The organism is Paenibacillus kribbensis, from assembly GCF_001705305.1.
Taxonomy (GTDB): Bacteria; Bacillota; Bacilli; order Paenibacillales; family Paenibacillaceae; genus Paenibacillus; species Paenibacillus kribbensis_B.
The window spans coordinates 73128-92763 of sequence record NZ_MCBP01000009.1 but is presented as its reverse complement, the minus strand read 5'-3'; the positions used below and the strand labels follow the sequence as shown (position 1 = coordinate 92763).

Annotated in this window: 9 protein-coding genes; all 9 read right to left on the bottom strand. The window is 51.6% G+C overall.

What is annotated here, in order from left to right; all coding sequences use genetic code 11:
* Nucleotides 1-29: 29 nt before the first annotated feature.
* The 9 genes from BAZ21_RS16880 to BAZ21_RS16840 all read right to left on the bottom strand — a co-directional run bounded on the left by BAZ21_RS16880 (nt 30) and on the right by BAZ21_RS16840 (nt 19612).
* Nucleotides 30-10967, bottom strand: coding sequence for a non-ribosomal peptide synthetase (locus BAZ21_RS16880; protein ID WP_305119341.1), 10938 nt, complete (start codon nt 10965-10967; stop codon nt 30-32).
* A 569-nt stretch (nt 10968-11536) separates the two neighbouring features.
* On the bottom strand, nt 11537-12412 hold the full coding sequence (gene cysW / locus BAZ21_RS16875) for a sulfate ABC transporter permease subunit CysW (RefSeq protein WP_068503145.1): 876 nt from the start codon (nt 12410-12412) through the stop codon (nt 11537-11539).
* A gap of 99 nt (nt 12413-12511) precedes the next feature.
* Nucleotides 12512-13345, bottom strand: a complete 834-nt coding sequence (gene cysT, locus BAZ21_RS16870; protein WP_010346428.1) for a sulfate ABC transporter permease subunit CysT — start codon at nt 13343-13345, stop codon at nt 12512-12514.
* Between the two features lie 83 nt (nt 13346-13428).
* Complete coding sequence (locus BAZ21_RS16865; RefSeq protein WP_068503141.1) at nt 13429-14490, bottom strand: sulfate ABC transporter substrate-binding protein; 1062 nt, start codon at nt 14488-14490, stop codon at nt 13429-13431.
* A 375-nt stretch (nt 14491-14865) separates the two neighbouring features.
* Nucleotides 14866-15555: a hypothetical protein gene (locus BAZ21_RS16860; RefSeq protein WP_068503138.1), complete on the bottom strand. Its 690-nt coding sequence runs from the start codon at nt 15553-15555 to the stop codon at nt 14866-14868.
* 121 nt (nt 15556-15676) lie between these two features.
* Nucleotides 15677-16168, bottom strand: coding sequence for a hypothetical protein (locus BAZ21_RS16855; RefSeq protein WP_068503135.1), 492 nt, complete (start codon nt 16166-16168; stop codon nt 15677-15679).
* Between the two features lie 125 nt (nt 16169-16293).
* The gene (locus BAZ21_RS16850) at nt 16294-17481 is read right to left on the bottom strand and encodes an MFS transporter (protein ID WP_068503132.1); all 1188 of its coding nucleotides are present in this window, start codon (nt 17479-17481) and stop codon (nt 16294-16296) included.
* 56 nt (nt 17482-17537) lie between these two features.
* Nucleotides 17538-18110: a TetR/AcrR family transcriptional regulator gene (locus BAZ21_RS16845; RefSeq protein ID WP_068503130.1), complete on the bottom strand. Its 573-nt coding sequence runs from the start codon at nt 18108-18110 to the stop codon at nt 17538-17540.
* A gap of 200 nt (nt 18111-18310) precedes the next feature.
* Nucleotides 18311-19612, bottom strand: a complete 1302-nt coding sequence (locus BAZ21_RS16840) for a pyrimidine-nucleoside phosphorylase (RefSeq protein ID WP_068503127.1) — start codon at nt 19610-19612, stop codon at nt 18311-18313.
* Nucleotides 19613-19636: the final 24 nt, after the last annotated feature.

The following is a 19636-nucleotide window of genomic DNA, read 5'->3' as shown; positions in this document are numbered from 1 at the left end:
CGCTAGAAACCACTAGAAGCGGCAAAAGATTACAGCAGCTGCATCAATTGATCCAGCTCTTCAATCGTCAACTCATCATCGCCCAGATCGCTCGGTGTCATCTCTCCACCCTCCTGGCTCATGCAATGATCAATCAGGCGCACCAGATGCGTTTTGAAGCTTTCGTTCAGAGACGAGATTGTCTCGCTTGTGTACTCTAAACCGTTGTAGGCAATCGACATACACAGCACGCCGCCTTCTATATATCCGACCACATCAAGCGGCGTCGGCTTTTCTCCTTCTTGACCGAGCGGGCTTCCCATTGGCATCGAAGAACGAACAAATGCATCCGCATTCGCTGGTTCCGAGAACTGTCCCAGGTAATTGAAGCTAATTTCGGGCTGGAGCGTAAAATCCAGTTCGTCCTTGTATTCATCAGGGGTCACATGCCGCAAAACGCCATAACCGACCCCTTTATTTGGAATATGTCGCAAATCTTCTTTAATCCGTTTTAATTGGAACGCTGTATCCTCCGCATGACTCATGTCGAGCACAAACGGATATTGGCTCGTAAACCAGCCAACCGTGCGTGAAACGTCAATCTCGATCACTTCTTCCCGCCCGTGTCCTTCCATGGTCACAAGTACATGATCGAATCCGGTCCAATCCTGCACAGCGTACCCAAGGGCTGTCAGCAAAATATCGTTCATTTCAGTGCGATACGCCTCATGCGCCTGTGTTGTCAAATGCAACGTCTGCTCCGGTGACAGCTTAAACTCCGCCGTTACCGTATGTTGCATGCGCCGATCTCCCGTTTCGCTGTCTTTGGGCAGCGGCAATGGGCACATCTTTTCAAGCTGGCTCCAATAAGCAATTTCTTGAAGCAGCAGCCGGGATTCGGCGAATTCATGCATCCGCTCAGACCATTCGGCGAAGGAATGAGTTTTAGCCGGTAGCATGACCGCTTCTCCTCTGTCTTCCTGTTTATAGGCAGATGCAAAATCCTCCAGCAAAATACGCCATGACACACCGTCCACGACCAGATGATGAATCACAATCAACAGGTGGCTGCCCTGGTCTGTATGGAACATAGCCGCCTTTACCAGCGGTCCACGGCTTAGATCGATCCCGCTTTGAATCGCTTCCGCTTCGCTTTCGATTGCCCGTTTCCATGCCTCTGGACTGGTCACTTCACACCCTTCAGCCCCGGTCCGGTAATCGAGTTCCTTCAGGGTGAACAGTTCACCCTCCACACCCCGGTTGTACTGCACCACTCCGTCTGCCGTTTCGCTATACACCATCCGCAGCGCATCATGGTGCTCCACCAGCGCCCGCAGCGCCGCTTCCGTCTGCCTCCGCTCAAACCCTTTCTCCGCATACAGCATGACCGATTGGTTCCAGTGGTGTCGATCCGTAAACCGCTGCTCAAAGAACCACCGCTGCACGGGCGTCAGCTTCACTTCGCCCTTCACTTCGGACTGGTCTGCTCTCTCGCCTTTTAGCTCCTCCAGGTACGGGGACACCTGCACGATGGTCGGATTCCGGAACAGGTCCTTCATCTCCAGCTTCCAGCCGTGCTTGTGCAATCGGCTTGCCATCTGGATCGCCTTGATCGAATCCCCGCCCAAGGCAAAGAAATTGTCCTCCGTGCCGACACGCTCGACGCCCAGCACGTCCTGCCATACCTCCGCCAACAGCGCCTCGCTTTCGCTGGCTGGCTCCCGGTATGCCGATGCTCCTGCCGACGTATCCGGCTGCGGCAGCGCCCGGCGGTCCAGCTTCCCGTTCGCGGTCACCGGCAAGCCCGCCAGTGCCGTCCAGTACGCCGGCACCATGTAGTCCGGCAGCACCGCCGCCAGGTGGCGCTTCAGCCCTTCCACGTCCAGCGCGGCTCCTTCCGTCGATTCGGGGGCTACCACGTACGCGCACAGCGCCGTCTGGCCTTGCTTATCCGTCACGTCCAGCACGGCCGCTTCCTTCACTTCCGGGTGACTCAGCAGTCGGCTCTCAATTTCCGCCAGCTCAATCCGGAAGCCCCGTACCTTCACCTGCTGGTCGATCCGGCCTGCATATTCGATCCGGCCATCGCTGCGCCATTTTACCAGGTCCCCCGTCCGGTACATCACACCTTCCGGCACGAACGGATCGGCTACGAAACGCGCCGCCGTCTCCTCCGGCCGGTTACGGTATCCCCGCGCCAGGCTCCGGCCTGCGATGCACAGCTCTCCGGGCACTCCGATCGGCTGCGGCATATCGCCTGCACCGAGCACATACACTCGCGTATTGGCAATCGGTTTGCCAATGGCAGGCACAGCCTCGCCTGCTTCGACCGTCATACTCGTCGCCACCACGGTGCTTTCCGTCGGTCCGTAATTGTTCACCAGCGTATAGCTCCGCCCTGGCGGCAGCGCCCGTTTCAGCTTATCCCCTCCAGTTAGCAGCACCCGCAGGGAGCGGTTCTCCAGCTCCATAAACTGCTCGCACAACTGCGTCGGCAGGAAGGTGATCGTGATTTCGTTCGTCTCGAAATAGCGGTTTAACGACTCCAAATCCATTCGGATGCCTTCATCAATCACATGGATTTCCGCTCCGGCCACCCAATAAGGGAACAGCTCCCAGACGGAGGCGTCAAAGCCAAAGCCCGCGTATTTCGCGCTCCGGTCCTCTGCCGTTACGCCAAAGGCCCCGTTATGCCAGCAGCACAGGTTCACCAGTGATTGGTGCTCGACCATAACCCCTTTCGGCTGACCAGTCGTCCCCGACGTGTAGATCATATACGCCAGATCGTGCGGACCAGCCGCTAATGGCGGGTTCGGTTCGTCGGCCCATCCCGTAGGAACGACAGAAGGGCTGTCCTTTGGCAAGTCAGCTTCATGCCGACTACCATCTCCGGGACTGTCCCCCGTCTGCACATCCCCGAACCGGACACCTTCGTGGAGACTATCACCAGACAGACTGCCTCCTGATAATCCACCGTCCAGATACACCACCTCGCCGCTGTAATCCTCCGGGATCGGCAGGCCGCTTTGCGTCACCAGCGCCAAGGCTCCGCTGTCAGCCAAAATGTAGGCGATTCGCTGCGCCGGATAATCCGGGTCAATCGGCACATACGCCGCTCCTGCCTTCATAATGCCCAGCACCCCGGATGCCATCTCCAGTGATGGCTTCACCATAATGCCGACGGCCCGTTCCGGTCCGGCACCTCGTTCCCGCAGCAGCCGCGCCAACTGGTTCGCACGACCGTTCAGCTCGCGGTAGCTCCACGTTTTTCCGCCATACGTCACTGCCGCTGCCTCTGGTGTACGCTCTGCCTGCTCCTCGAACAGACCAACCACCGTCCGGTCTTCCGGCACCTCCATCTCCGTCCGGTTCCATTCCTCCAACAGCACATGCTGCTCCTGCTCTGTCAGCAGTGGCAGCTCGCTCAGATGGGCTCCGGGATTCGCTGCAATATTGCGCATCATATGGACGAGATAGCCACTCCAACGCGTGATCGTCTCATGCTTGAACAGTGCCGTATTGTATTCAAATTCGAGCATAATCGTATGTCCGTCATCCGCTGCCGTCAGCGTCAGATCAAATTTGGCTGTCTTCTGCTCGGAAGCGTGGGGCTTCAGGTTCAATCTGTCCATTTTCAAATCGTTCAGATCGGCATTTTGCATGGCGAACACCGTGTCGAACAGCGGATTGCGGCTTAGATCTCTCGGCAATTGAAGTTTTGTGATCAGCTCCTCAAGAGGATAATTCTGGAACTCAAATGCTCCCAGCGATGCCTCCTTCACTTCCTGCAAATACCGTTCAAATGTATAGCTTGCTTCCGGACGAAGGCGGAGCGGAAGTGTGTTGACGAACATGCCTACCAGCCTTTCCAGATCGGAATGCGGGCGACCAACAAACGGCGTGCCGACGACAATATCGTTTTGTCCGCTCAGCTTGCCCAACAATGTGGTGTAGCAGGCCAGCAGCACCATATTCAGCGTCGTTCCTGTATCCTGCGCCAGACGCCGCAGTACCGTGGCAAGCGTGTCATCCAGCGCAAACCGAATCCGATCCCCGGCAAAGGTCTGAACCGCCGGGCGCACATAGTCGGTCGGCAGCTGAAGCGAGGGAATGTCCCTGCCGATCTGTTCCAGCCAATATTCCTCCTGCTGCCGGAATGCTTCCGTGCGGAAGAACGACTGCTGCCACACCGCATAATCTTTGTATTGAATACGGAGCGGCTCCAGCTTTTCTCCTACATACAATCTGGCGATTTCATCCATTAAAATATCTACCGATGCGCCGTCCGAGATAATATGGTGCATATCGATAAAGAGAAGATGCTTCATCTCACTCGTGCGGATCAGCGTCACACGGAAGAGCGGAGCCTGATTCAAAACGAACGGCCGAACCAGATGCTCCAGCATTTCCGCTGCCTCTTTTTCGGATGCCTGCACATATTCCACCGCAAAATTCGTTTCTTCCTGCACCCGCTGCACTGGTGTTCCTTCCACCAGCTCAAACGAAGTCCTGAGTGCTTCATGTCTCTGTACAAGTTCTTTAATCACCGCATTAAAGCGTTCTTGCACAAGCGGTCCTTCCAGTTCAAAAACGGCAGGCATATTATAGCTCTGCTCCGCGCCTTCCATTTGCTGCAGCACATATAGTCTTTTCTGTGCCGATGACACCGGGTAGACCTCCTGCCGTGGAGCGCGCCCGATCGAATCAAAGACGCTTTTGCCGGATCGGGAGAGGACTTCGGCAAAAGCTGCCGCTGTTGGTGAAGCGAACAGCTCCCTGAGCAAAATCTCCGCTTCCAGTTCACGGTGAACGCGCGCCAGCATCGCCATCGCTTTTAAAGAATGACCACCCAAATCGAAAAAGTTGTCAAATATGCCGACCCGCTGGACGTCAAGCACATCCTGCCAAATGCCAACAACCGCCGCCTCCGTTTCGTTGCGCGGGGCCGTATAGTCGCTGTCTGCAGCCGTATCCTCTTTGGGAGCCGGCAAGGCTCTGCGGTCTATCTTGCCATTGCCTGTCAAAGGCAGTTCGTCCAGTTGAATAAAGGCGGACGGAATCATGTAAGCGGGTAGTCCCTTCGCTGCGTGCTCGCGCAGTTCGCTTACTGTCAGCACCGTTTCTGCGACGAAGTACGCGCACAACCTTTTTTCGCCTCCCGCCATATCGAGAGCCAGCACAGCCGTTTTCCGCACCGCTTCATGCTGTAACAGTTGGTGCTCGATTTCGCCAAGCTCAATCCGCTGACCGCGAATTTTCACCTGATGATCGATCCGGCCGATGAACTCAATATTGCCGTCAGGCAGCCACCGTGCCAGATCACCCGTGCGATAAATCCGGGCTCCGTCTTTAAACGGATGAATCGTAAACTTTTCCCCGGTAAGCTCCGGACGATTCAGGTAGCCGAGTACAATTCCGTCGCCACCCACACACAATTCTCCCGCCACTCCGATCGGCTGCGGTCGGTTGAACGTATCGAGAATGTATACCGCCGTATTGCTGACCGGCTTGCCGATTGGAATGCTCACGGCCTGATCATTTACTTCGTTCACCGGATAAAATGTCGCAAATACCGTACTTTCCGACGGTCCGTACATATGCAGGAGATGGTCAGGTCCCGCCGCCGCGAGCGCCCGCCGTACATGATCTACTGACGCACGTTCCCCGCCGAACAGTACTTTGCGGATACTTTGGATGCAGTCAGGCGCAAGATCGACCAGCAGATTGAACAGCGCCGTCGTGATCATCAGCACGGAAACTCCTTCACGTTCGATTACGCGCGGCAGCTGCGAAATGTTGAGAACTACGTCTTTCGGAACTAGCACCAGCCGCGCACCGTGCAGCAGCGATCCAAATACATCGAACATAAACGCGTCGAACACGTAGTTGGAGAGGCCAAGGAACGTATCCTCCGGTGAAATATCCATATAATTCGTGCAGCACACCGTCCGCAAAATGTTGGCATGAGTCACCATGTTGCCTTTCGGCAAGCCCGTCGTACCAGATGTATATGTGAGATTGGCCAACTGTTCCGGCGCGATCAGCACATCCACATTCGTATCATCTCCGTGATACAAATCCCCGTCATCGGCCAATAGAATTACACCTTCGTATTCCACGGCTTCTGCCAAATGCGCCAAAGAACGTTGGGTCAGCAGTACAGATGCCCCGCTGTCGTCAAAAAAGTGCCGTATCCGCTGTTCGGGATGCTCTGGATCAATCGGCACGTATGCAGCACCAGCTTTTAGAACAGCCATTACCGAAACGATCATTTCCAGCGAACGTTCGAGCAAAAGCGCCACCACTTCGCCGCTCCCGACTCCACGGGTTCGAAGCGTGCGGGCCAACTGGTTGGCTTTGGCATTCAATTGTCCGTACGTCAGTTGTGCTCCTTCATATACGAGCGCCGTCCGGTCAGGGGAGGCCGCTGCCTGCCGTTCAAACATCCATACGACATTTTCTCTCTTAGGGTAATCGGTCGGTTCGGGATTAAATCCGTGGAGAAGCTGCTCTCGTTCTTTCCCTCCCGGCAGGCTGTATTCGCCCACCTTCATTTGCGGATCGGCAACGGCCGCCCGCAGAAGGTTCACGTAATGCTTCAGCATTCGGCCTGCCGTCTCTCGCCGGAACAATCGGGTCGCATAGTCCAGGTCGAACCTGATGCCGTCATCCTCCTCCGTTGCCTGAAGTGTAAGATCGAATTTGGCTACCTGGAAATTCGTTTCGTACAGCGACAATCGCGCACCACCGAGATCCGGCAAAGCCTCCATCGCGTTTTGCAAAATAAATACGGTGTCGAAAAGAGGATTGCGGCTTAAATCACGAGGCAGGCTCAATTTGTCCACCAGCCGTTCAAAAGGATAGCTCTGGTGCTCAAACGCTTCTACCGCCTGGCTGTACACTTCACGCAAAAGCTTGTTAAAGGAATCTCCAAGATCGGCCTTGGCACGGATGGCCAGCGTGTTGACGAATAGACCGACGACACCTTCCAGATCAGCATGATTCCTTCCCGCCGTCGGCGTGCCAACCACGATGTCCTCCTGGCTCGTATACTTGGCAAGCAGCGCATAGTATGCGGACAACAGAACCATATACAACGTCACGCCATTTCGCTCAGCCAACTGTTTCAGCTCTGACGTTATTGCAGGGTCCAGCACGGCGGATACCCGATCGCCTTCAAAGCTCTGCACCGGCGGACGCGGATAATCGGTCAGCAGCTCCAGAACGGGCAGCTCGCCGCCGAGCGCAGTCAGCCAATAGCCCTCTTCGGCGGCAAAAATCGTTTCCGCCTTCGCGTTCTGCCAGACCGCCGCATCCTTATACTGTAGCCGCAGCTCCGGCAGCTGTTTTTCCTCACCGTACAAATAGCCTAGTTCCCGTAGCAGGATAGCGATGGATACGCCGTCGGAAACCAAATGATGCATATCGAAAAGCAGCAAGTGCCGATTCTCCTGCACAGACATCAGTCCGACCCGCAGCAAAGGGGCGTGGTCAATATCGAACGGACGAACGAATGAGGACATCGCTTCTTCTGGAGAACATTCACCAGCCGGAAGCAACGCAAGCCCAAACGAGACGCTATCATGTATTTTTTGTACCGGGATGCCTTCCACGACTTCAAACGACGTCCGCAGTGATTCGTGACGCCGAATCAGCTTGCGAAACGCTGTCTCCAAGCGGCTGATGTCGATACTGCCCTCAATCCATGCCGCAGCCGGCATGTTGTATGCGATGCCCGCCTGTTCGAGCTGGCCCGCGATATACAGCCTCCGCTGAGCCAGGGACAGCGGATAGAACGTCTGCGGTGGTGCCGGTTCGATACCAGCAAACACCGTCTCATCTGCCTGCCGGACGTACTCAGCGACTGCCTGCACTGTCGGCCTTTCAAACAACACGTGAAGCGGCACCTCCACGCCCAATGCCTTGTGAATTCGGGACAGCAGCGTCATCGCTTTAAGCGAATGTCCTCCAAGCTCGAAGAAATTATTGAGCATACCGACGCGTTCCGCACCGAGCACCTCGCCCCAGATGTCTGCAAGCTGTTGTTCCGTCTCGTCTGAAGGAGCGACATATTCCGCTCCGCTTGCCACCGTCACCTCGAGCTTCAGCAGTGCTTTGCGGTCCACTTTACCGCTCGGCGTCAACGGAATTTCCTTCAATTCCGCAAAATACGGGGGAATCATATATTCCGGCAGTTTTTTGGAAAGGTGGGCTTTCCATTCGTCCGGGACCACCGGGATGTCCGTTTCCTTCGGAACGATGTAAGCAGAAAGCTCATATCCGTTCTCTCCTTGGGGGCGGGCCAGCACAACTGCCTTATCCACGCCAGGATGCTGGTGAAGCACGGCCTCAATTTCACCCAGTTCAATCCGGTAGCCGCGAATTTTCACCTGATCGTCGCTCCGGCCGATAAATTCAACATTACCGTCAGGCAGCCAGCGCGCCAGATCGCCAGTTCTATACATCATTCCGTTCGGCACGAACGGGTCAGGGACAAATTTTTGCGCAGTCAGCTCCGGCAGGTTCAGATACCCACGCCCCACGCCGTCACCAGCGATGCACAATTCTCCCTCTACACCTTCGGGCAGTATCTGTCCGAACTGATCCATGATGTACAATCGGTTGCTGCCGAGTGGTTTGCCGATCGGCACATAAGCGCCACCGGCTTCCTTCGTTTCAGGCAGATAATCGAAAGAGGCGGCATCGACACAGCATTCCGTCGGGCCGTATACATTCGTGATCTGCGGGTAGGCTCCGGTCGCTGCGAACTTCTCTAGCAGCTTTTTCACCCCATCATACGGCAGTGCTTCGCCGCCAATCAGCAGGTGTCTAAGCAGGATGTCCTCCGGCACCCCGGCTCCGGCCATAATTTGCACATGTGCCGGTGTACCATCGGTGATTTCAATACGTTGTTTCTTATAGTAGTCCATCAACGTCTTGCCACTTGAAGCATACGAACGGGGAACGATAAACAGCGTATGTCCAAGCAGCAGCGAAGCAAATACTTGCTGAACCGACGCGTCGAAATGAAACGGTGCCAGCAACGCTATATTCAATCCTCCACCGTAAGCCTTGTAGACACGCTCATGCAGTCCTTCGATCAGATGATGGACCTGACGATGTTCGATCATGACGCCTTTTGGCCTGCCGGTTGTACCGGAAGTATAGATGATATAAGCCAAATCCCGGGCGGTAACGTCAGTGACCGGATTCTCCGCATTCTCCGCTCCAGATACCGCAGCCTTGAACTCAATGATCCGTTCCTGTTGTAAACCATATCGGTCATTTAAAGGCTGGTCGGTGATTATAAACGCCGCACCCGAGTCTTCGACGATATAGCGAATCCTTTCCTCTGGAAGGTCGGGATCGACCGGAACGTAGGCACATCCCGCCTTCAGCACGCCGAGAATGGCCACAATGAAACGCTCCGAGCGCTCCATCAGCAGGACGACTGGCGTGTCCGGGGCTACTCGTTTGGCGCTCAGCAGATGCCCTAGCCCGTTCGCTTGCCTGTTCAATTCCTTGTATGTCAACGACCGACCTTCATACATGACAGCTTCCCGATCGGGTTCTGTCTCGGCCATACGCTCAAACAAGCCGTGCAGCGTTTGCCCGCGATCATAAACAATGCCTCCGGTATTGCACAAATCTGGCATCCTTTGCTGGTGCTCCTCTGGCAGCCATGCCAGTTCGGTAATGATTTTATTCGGTGAAGAAGTAGCGTCCCAAAGTAAGGTGACAAGCCGCTCATAGATATCCCCGATTTCCGCCTCAGTGAATAAATCGCAGCGATAATCCAGATCGAGCGCAAGACTTCCGGTATCCCAGCGTTCTTTGACGTGAAGGGAGATATCATTGACTTCACTTCCGTTAAATATCGGTTCCGTAAAAACAGACAGGTTCTCCAATTGTTGCCATTGCATGACCTGATATTCCAGAGAGATGTTGAACAGAGGGTCCGCTGAACCGTGTTGGGCCCGCAGGTCACTGACGAGTAAATTGTACGGATACTTCTGATGCCGGATCACGGCAAGCTGTTCTTTCATCTGCTGACGCGCAAAAGTCATAAAATCCAAAGCTTCGTCAATGTAGCACCGCATCGGGATCGTTGATACGAACATACCCATCATCTGCTTTTCTCTCGGTTGAGTACGGTTCCCCATAAATGTGCCCAGCACCTGGTCTCTCTTTCCTGTCACCCGGTACATGTAAATGTGAAGCACCGACAGGAATAAAGCCAGGATGCTAACCCCGGTTTCGACGCAGAAACGACGAATTTGTTCGTGCAGCTCAGGCGGAAGATCTCTGGATAGCCGCAACGCCGCAATGCCCGCTCTTGAGGCACGGACATTCTTCAAAGGAGCGGGCTCAGGGAGTTCTGCAAACTTTTGCTCCCAGTACACTTTGTCTTTTTGAAACCGTCCCGATTGAAAATAATCCTGCTCGCTGCTGATGTATTCGATATAGGAAGGCTGAACGGCAGACAGGACTTCTTCTCCTTTCGCCAGCTTTGCACAGGTATTGGCAATTTGGTTGCCCAGCATAACAAGTGAAATACCATCACTGATAATATGGTGGACTTTTACAAAGAACCAGTTCTCCGTTTCGTTGATTTTGAATACTGTGAATTTGACCAATTCACTATCGTATAAAGGCATCGGCTTGCGCATCTCCGCTTCTGCCCAGTCACGCAGCCTATCACTTTCTCCGTCTCCACTGGCATCAATCCACTCGATTTCATCAAGAACAGAGTCTGCCACGTACTGGACAGGTTCGTCGTTATTCACCGTGAACCGGAGCCGCAGCGTTTCGTTACTTTGGACAACCAAGCGAAAAGCCTCGATAAGCAGTACAGGATCAATTTCTTTGTCAGAACGGAGTTTCGAAAAACCACCTAAATTGGAAATACCCGTGTCCGGAAAAAACTGCTCAGTATACCAAATCCTTTTTTGGGCTTGAGTGAGGGGATAAACCACCATTGTGCTCATTTTTTTCCTCCCATTTTTTCATTTCAGAATTTCAGCAAATGCTCATTTATACAATCACACTTTCGCAATAACGAAATAAATGCGAAGATATGCAGCCTAGACATAGCTTTACGTCCCAGCTTTTCTTGCAGGTGAACCTCACCAAATTTCTACTTTTTTTGTACTTACTCCGTCTTAGTAACTTGAATATAATGAGTAAAATATTACAATTATTGGGATTATATCAAACTCACAAATTTGTTAATTTTGCAACGAAACTAAAATTTACCTCCTTAATACCTTTATATCGGCAAAAACACCTATAATTTTACATCAAATCTCAATTTTTTTATAAAACATTATATTTTTTAAATTAATTTCTTTATATTATGTAATTAAATTTAAACATCCATATTTAGAGAGTAATAGTGGATAATAAAAATAGACCTCTCTTCTGACTGATTTATCCGTTAAGGATAACCAGCTTGGAAGAGAGACCTATTTCCTGGGTCAGAAGTCCCATCTATTGTTAAAGTTTCCTCATATAACTTGTAAATTCCAATTACTTTTCATTATAACTATCATGCCTATCAATGAACCCGCTTGCGCCCAAACCAGCTTTTAAGCACCAAGGTAGCCAGAGCCAGCAGCAGCAGCAACGAAGCCACTGCAAAGGATGCCGAGAACTGATATTCGTTATATAAAATTTCCACATGCAGCGGCAGTGTGTTCGTCTCTCCCCGGATATGTCCGGAGACGACGGACACCGCGCCGAACTCCCCCATGGCTCTCGCATTACATAAAATAATGCCATACAGCAGACCCCATTTGATATTCGGCAGCGTCACCTTCCAAAAAATGCGCCAGCCGCGCGCGCCCAGCATGACAGCGGCTTCTTCCTCCTGCTGTCCCTGATCCTCCATCATTGGAATGAGTTCTCGCGCCACAAAAGGAAAGGTGATGAACAGCGTCGCCAAAATAATGCCCGGCAAGGCAAATATTATTTTAATATCATGCTCATCCAGCCACGGCCCAAGCCAGCCCTGTGCGCCAAACACCAATACATACATCAGTCCGCCGACGACAGGAGAGATGGCGAAGGGTAAATCAATCAAGGTGACGAGCAAGCCTTTGCCACGAAATTGAAACTTCGTGATCAGCCAGGCGGCGGCTACACCAAATACCGTATTTAGCGGTACCGTTATCGCTGCCACCAGCAGCGTTAGCCACAACGCGGACATGGCGTCCGGGTCCCGCAACGCTTCGATGTATACACTCCAGCCCTGCTTGAGTGCTTCGGTAAGCACGACGATCAGCGGCAATACCAGCACCCATAGCAAAGCCAGAAAAGCAGCCCCAATCAGCGTCCACTTCACCCAGGGTGCCTCGCTTGTGACCCTGTGGGGCGGTCCGGATGAAGGTACTGGTGCATGAGCAAGCTCCTGCCCAGTTATCGCTTGTGACATGATAATGTCCCCCCCCTTAGAATACGGCTGTACCGTGCCCTGTATCATTACCTAGACATTTACATTGGACAATTCCATTAGATTAGAAAGCATATCAGATTAGAAAGCACGACGCCGTGACCAGCGTTGAATGCTGTTAATCACAAATAACAGCACAAACGAAATCACCAACAGCATCAGCGCTACCGCCGTAGCTCCTGCATAATCATTTTGCTCCAGCTTGGACATAATGAGCAGCGGAGCAATCTCGGTCTTCATCGGCATATTGCCGGAGATGAAGACAACAGAGCCGTACTCACCAATGCCACGGGCAAAGGCGAGTGCAAAGCCCGTCAGCAGCGGCGGAATTAATTCCGGCAAAATCACGCTGCGGAAGGTACGCCATCTGCCCGCTCCCAGCGTCGCAGCGACCTCCTCCTCGCCCTTGTCCATCTCCTCCAGCACTGGCTGCACCGTCCGCACGACGAACGGGATGCCGATAAACATCAGCGCAAGTGTAATACCTGTCTGTGAATACGCCATCTTCCAACCCAATGGTTCGAACAGCGAACCGATCCAGCCATTTTGCGCATATAGAGCGGTCAAAGCAACACCCGCAACCGCGGTAGGTAAGGCAAAGGGCAGGTCAATGACCGCATCAAATATCCGTTTTCCCGGAAACTCATACCGCACCAATACCCAGGCTATCAATAAACCGAGAAACAGGTCGATCAGCGCCGCAGCCGCGGCACACAGGAAACTCACCTTGTAGGAAGCCAGCACCCTTACATCCGTTGCTACGTCCCAAAACTTTTCCCACGTCAGTCCGGTTGAGTTCAGGAGCAGTGCCGATAAAGGCACCAGCACCACCAGACTAAGGTACAGCACGCTATAACCCATCGTTAACCCGAACCCGGGAAGTACGCGTTTTCGGGTGGCTTGCACTTGACTCATGTTCTGTCCATCCCTCTCTAAAATCCTTTCACTCTAACGCTTGTGGTTACCGATCCTATCCAACTTTATAAACCATTCATTTATCAACTTCCGGGTACATAAATCTGGTCAAAAATCCCCTTGTCACTAAAGTGCTTCTGCTGCGTCTCTTTCCACGTTCCGAATACATCCTTCAAGGTTACGAGTTCCAGATCCGGAAACTGATCCTTGAATTTCGCCTTTACGCTATCCAGCGTTGGACGATAATAGTTCTCGGCTGCAATGGTCTGCCCTTCTTCACTGTACAAATATTTCAGGTACGCGTCCGCTACCTCACGCGTGCCTTTTTTATCTACAACCTTATCGACGATCGCCACCGGAGGCTCAGCCAAAATACTGATCGACGGGTACACGATATCAAATTTATCCGCACCCAACTCCTTCACAGAGAGCAATGCTTCATTTTCCCAAGCAATCAGCACATCGCCAATTCCACGCTCCACAAAGGTCGTAGTCGCCCCACGCGCTCCGCTATCCAGTACCGGTACGTGCTTGTACAGCTCCTGTACAAACTGCTGGGCTTTGGCTTCATCGTTATTGTTTTTCTTGAGCGCATAAGCCCAAGCCGCAAGATAATTCCAACGGGCTCCGCCTGAAGTTTTGGGATTCGGGGTAATAACCTGCACATCACCCCGGATTAAATCATCCCAGTCCTTAATTCCTTTCGGATTACCCTTGCGCACCAGCAGTACAATGGTTGAAGTGTACGGTGAGCTGTTATGCTCATATTTATCTTGCCAGCCCTCTTTAATAAGCCCTTTGTCCTGTAGCGCATCAATATCATAGCCCAGGGCCAGAGTAACCACATCCGCATCCAGTCCATCCTGCACAGAACGACTTTGCTTGCCAGAACCGCCATGAGACTGCTTGATTGTCACCTTCTGCCCTTTCTCCTTCTCCCAATGCGCGGCAAACGCTTTATTATAGGCCTCATACAGCTCACGGGTAGGATCATAAGAAACGTTGAGCAGCTCGACATCCTTGGAACCGGCAGCTGAGCTACCATCCGCCTGGGTTCCTCCCTTGCTTGCTCCGCAAGCACTTAGCATAATCGTTAAAACCAAAGATAGTCCGAGAATAAGTCCACTTTTCCATTTTCTCTTCATCAAGACACCCCTAATTCTATGTAATTTGTGAAAAAAATTCATTTGCGCCTGTTATTTACAGACCTATTCAGAAAAATAGCGGAGAATTCCCTGATGCAGCCCTGATAGGTCAAACCTGTCGCGTGGACAGTGTCTGCCTGCTGTTCCTAGAGGTTCTCCGCCATAATGGCGTGATCGTACTTTAATACATTAAATCTTTAATTCCTACCTGTTTAATGAGTTATACGATTATAATACGAGTGTTTATGAGCAATGTCAAACTTTTTTTTGGGGCATGGGCTATGTGTGCTTTGCTCGCTTCAAAAGGGGGGACAGTCAGAAACATCAGGTATGTTTCCGACTGCTTAGAGGCATTTTTCACATACGGGGTGTTGCTTAGTTGGCCACGGTTTCAAGATTAATCGAAAAGACTCCAAAAAGCTTCGGATTGTCCGTACCTCTTCTCAACCACAGCTCACCCGAACCAACCATAACTCCTTGGTAATTGACAAACAAATCATCCGTCTTTTGATTCACCAGCGCTTCACGAATCGCGTCCGTAAAAATCTGATCATACTTGGCAATAAAATCTTTCTTATTCGGAATCGTTAGCGATTTCTCGCTATCATTGACACGCAGAGGGTAAAAAATATAATTGGCTACCTTCTCTTTGTCATTGTCGGCAACAGCCTTCTGTAACGCTTTAAACGTGTTCAAAAACGCTTTAGGGTCTTGGATGCCTGCTACCTCAAAAGGATTTTGAGATGAACTGGAGGGTGTCAGGGAAGAAGATGCATCCGATGAAGCAGCCGGGGCCGAAGGAGTAGGCTTTAGTGCATCATTGCTGTTGTTTTCTGCATTACCGCTCTCTTTGGCTGCTTTGTCATTTTGGGCTGAACCGCTACGATTCGCATCGGCTCCGTTCTCAATCACGCTTGTACTGCTTCCAGTACTGCTGGTTTCAGCATTCTTATCCTGGCCGCAGCCAGCAAGAGCTACAAATGTAAGTGTAAGTAAAATAGCTGTGAGCGACAGCCTACGTGACAGCTTTTGCTTTTGATTACCGAATTCATGTTTTTTGGGCACGACGGGTCATCCTTTCCGCTTCTGCTTTCTGCTCTGACCTATTCTGTTCATTAAGTCTTCAACCGTTCTATTGTAACATAGTAGGCTAATGACCGCATGTCGTGCCCTTTCTGGAAGCGGTTTACAGTGTGATATATGCGAAGGTTTTAACGGTTCCTTGCGATCCATCGTCTGTACTTACGTTCAAAATCAGCTCATTCGGGGAGCCGCTTCCAGCTTCAGCCTGCCCCTCCGGCTTTACAAACAGCAGATCATGGCGTTCTCCCGGCTGCAGCGCTTGTCTAGTAAATCCGCTCGTTGTACCTTGCAAGTCTGATCCATTCGAACTGTTAAGCTTGTATTGTATGGGTTGCTTTCCTGTATTTTTGATACTGATGTACAGCTTGCGTCCCTCTTCAAATGTAAAGCTCGTTTGTCCTTGTCCTTCAAAAAACATTCTTTGATCATGTACGATACGCTTGGCTGCGCCTCCCTGCTCACTCTGTGCGCTAAGCGGTACTGCCGGGTGCGTCATACTCGATGTTGATGTGGCATGCCCGGCACCGTAACTGGCAAAAGTGACATAACCTACGATCGCCCCCGCAACGCCCATCCAAACCCATTTTTCCACCATTTCATGTCCCTCCTTCACAAAAAAAGCCGAACTCATATCCATTATGAGTCCGGATTCCATATTTTTCAAACTTGATCAAAGGCATCCAGATGCTAATGCTCTATTATACATTCCGTAATAGCAGCTTATACGTTCAACGTGTTACGGGACTTCTTCTTATCCAGCACACTATAAATCACAAAAATAATGAGATAGGCCGCAATCAACAAGGTAGAGAACAAATACATTGTACTGTAAGAAGTTAATCCCGCAACAGCTCCCAAAACCAGCGATCCACTCCCGATTCCCAAATCGAAGAAGTTGTAAAATGAACCTACAGCATCCTCCCGTTCATGTTCTCCTACTACACTGATGGCCCATGCCTGCAAGGCCGGGAAAATAGCGCCAAAACTCAAGCCGTACAGTACGGCGGCGATCAGAAATTGCAGCTCTGTGCGCGATGTGGCGACCATAATGATCGCGGCAATGAGCACAATCCCGGCGGGAATCAGGATATAAGCCGGACCTTTGGTGTCGTAAATTTTACCGGACACCAGTCGAACAAGAAAGCTTGCCATAGCCACTGTGAAGAAAAACCAGGCCGCATTGGTAAACCCCTGCTCCTTGGCGAATAAGGCCACAAAGGACATCACACCGCCTGCCACCACACCTACCAGCAGCACCAGGCTGGATTGCAGCAGCACTCTTTTTTCAAATAGCTTAAAGCGAACCTTCGTTCTTTCCTTTGCGGCCTCCGCCGCAGTTCGGGTCGAATGGCGGCGCACCCATGCGCTCATGACGAGCGACAGCAGCAGAATTCCCGCTCCTGTGGAAAATAGCCCGTCAAAGCCCGCTGCATGCAGCATCCATATGCCAATCAGCGGCCCCACGGAGATCGCTACCGTCTCCCCTACGCCAAAATAGCCCATGCCTTCCCCCATACGCCGAGAAGGCAATTCATCCGATGCTGAGGTCGCATATAGCGTGCTGGCGATACCGAACCCAAAACCATGCACCAACCGGAACACTAGCAGCAGCGCCAAACTGGTGGAAAACATGTAGCTCCCGGTGGCCAGCATGCAAATCGCTACCCCGATAATAAGCACATACTTCCTGTCCATAAGCTGGATCAGACTGCCTGAAAAGGGGCGAATCAAAATCGCTGAGCACATAAACACGCCTGTCACCAATCCGATCTGCGCCGGGCTGCCGCCCAGACTCTCCACAAACAATGGCAGCGTGGGCATCAGCATTTCGAATGCCATAAACAATAATGCGTTGGAAATCATCAAAAATACAAAGTTTCTGGACCAAAAGGATTCTTTACCTGACACAACCGTCTTCCTCCAATTAAAATGATGTTTGTCTTCTTATGCCTGCCTTCATTCACTCAGTTCTGAATCAGTCCATGCCAGTAAATATCCCAGGAGCTTTCCAGACGCGTATCAAAACCGGCGGTGCCGTTGTATACCAGCTCTACCAGCATGCCTTCAATCAAATTCATATAGGCTGTCGCGGCAGATTGAGCTGGAACACGAAGCCTAACAGACGTTTCGGCTGCCAGCCGCTCATGTATTAAGCTGGTTTTATGCTGTACATAACGTGTGACCAAAGCCAGAACCTGATCTTCCAGCGCAGATGGAATCAGAAAGCCGACATACAAAATCAAACGTAGATTCATGGCGCTCTCATACCGTTCCTTGAATTCAATGATTAACCCCCTCAGTACAGCTTCAAGTGACTGTTCGGATTGATCTTGAAAATAACGATCCAGCTCCAAAATCTCCTGATCCACAGCATCCGCAAATATGTCCAAAAACAAATCGTCTTTGCTTTTAAAATGAGCATAAATAGACTGCTTTTTAATCCCTACCTCATCAGCAATCAGTTGCAGGGAGGTGGCATCATATCCCTTTCTCGCAAATTGCTGCAAACTGGCTGTTTTAATCTTCTGTAGCGTCATGTTCTTCCTCCAATAACCTTACGAACGGTCGTCAGTTTATAAGTTCAGTATAGTGTCCTCACTAGAAATTAACAACAGCATTTTTTAACTTTACCATTTAACTGCCTCAGAACGAGAATAACAAAAAAGCCGGAGGCCCTCTAAACTAGGGGCCCCGGCTCTATAACTTTCTACTGCCACTTTATGAATATGACTACCAATTATTCTGTCACTGTTCCGTAGATCAGCACTGGCGCTTCCGCGTGATCCGCAATACGAATGTTCGCGTAGATTTTCTCCAGTACTTGGGCTACGTCTTCACGGTTCGCATGGATGGTAACTAGCGACTCGCCTTTTTGAACAGCATCACCAACCTTTTTGTTCAGCATCAGGCCGACAGCCAGATCAATCTCGGATTCTTTGGTCGCACGTCCTGCTCCAAGCAGCATTGCAGCCGTACCGATTTCGTCCGCCACGATTTCGGCCACCACACCATCCTGCTTGGCTGGTACTTCAATGAGATACTGTGCCTGCGGCAAGCGTTCAGGATGATCCACTACAGAAGAGTCCCCGCCCTGATTGGCAATAAACTCCTTGAATTTCTCCAGTGCTTTGCCGTTGCGGATGACTTCTTTGAGCTTTTCTTCAGCGTCTTCGAGGGAATCTGCTTTCCCGGCCAAAAATACCATTTGGCTGCCCAAGGCCAGACACAGCTCTTCCAGATCTTTGGGGCCTTCACCGCGCAGTGTATCAATCGCTTCCTTGACTTCCAGCGAGTTGCCGATAGCCAAGCCGAGTGGTTGGCTCATATCGGAAATAACCGCCATCGTCTTGCGGCCGACATTGTTGCCGATGCTTACCATCGCATGTGCCAGTTCCTTGGCATCGTCGACCGTTTTCATGAACGCGCCTGCACCTGTCTTGACATCCAGTACGATGGCATCGGAACCGGCCGCGATTTTTTTACTCATAATCGAGCTGGCAATCAGCGGAATCGAGTTGACCGTTGCTGTAACGTCACGCAAGGCATACAGCTTTTTGTCCGCAGGCGTCAGGTTGCCGCTTTGTCCGATTACCGCAATTTTGCTGCGGTTCACCAGCTCCACGAATTCATCCTTGCTGATTTCTACGTGGAAGCCGGCAATAGCCTCCAGCTTATCAATCGTTCCCCCGGTATGTCCGAGACCGCGACCTGACATTTTTGCTACCGGAATGTCCAAGGCCGCTACGAGTGGAGCCAGTACCAGCGTTGTCGTATCGCCCACACCGCCAGTGGAGTGCTTATCGACCTTTACTCCTTCAATCGCGGACAAATCAATCGTATCACCCGAATGAACCATCGCCATCGTCAGATCTGCGCGTTCCCGTTCGGTCATATCTTTGAAGAAAATGGACATCGCCAATGCACTGACCTGATAGTCAGGAATTTCACCCTGAGTGTAGCCTTGGATAATAAAATTAATTTCCTCCGTACTCAGTTCTTTTCCGTCACGTTTTTTTGCGATCAAGTCTACCATTCTCATATGTCATTTCTCCTCACTGTGCGT

Excerpts from the sequence above, each read along its gene's own strand:
- BAZ21_RS16865 (WP_068503141.1), bottom strand. The coding sequence starts at position 14,490 with ATGAAGAGAAAATGGAAAAGTGGACTTATTCTCGGACTATCTTTGGTT.
- BAZ21_RS16845 (WP_068503130.1), bottom strand. The coding sequence starts at position 18,110 with ATGACGCTACAGAAGATTAAAACAGCCAGTTTGCAGCAATTTGCGAGA.
- BAZ21_RS16880 (WP_305119341.1), bottom strand. The coding sequence starts at position 10,967 with ATGAGCACAATGGTGGTTTATCCCCTCACTCAAGCCCAAAAAAGGATT.
- BAZ21_RS16840 (WP_068503127.1), bottom strand. The coding sequence starts at position 19,612 with ATGAGAATGGTAGACTTGATCGCAAAAAAACGTGACGGAAAAGAACTG.
- BAZ21_RS16855 (WP_068503135.1), bottom strand. The coding sequence starts at position 16,168 with ATGGTGGAAAAATGGGTTTGGATGGGCGTTGCGGGGGCGATCGTAGGT.
- cysW (WP_068503145.1), bottom strand. The coding sequence starts at position 12,412 with ATGTCACAAGCGATAACTGGGCAGGAGCTTGCTCATGCACCAGTACCT.
- cysT (WP_010346428.1), bottom strand. The coding sequence starts at position 13,345 with ATGAGTCAAGTGCAAGCCACCCGAAAACGCGTACTTCCCGGGTTCGGG.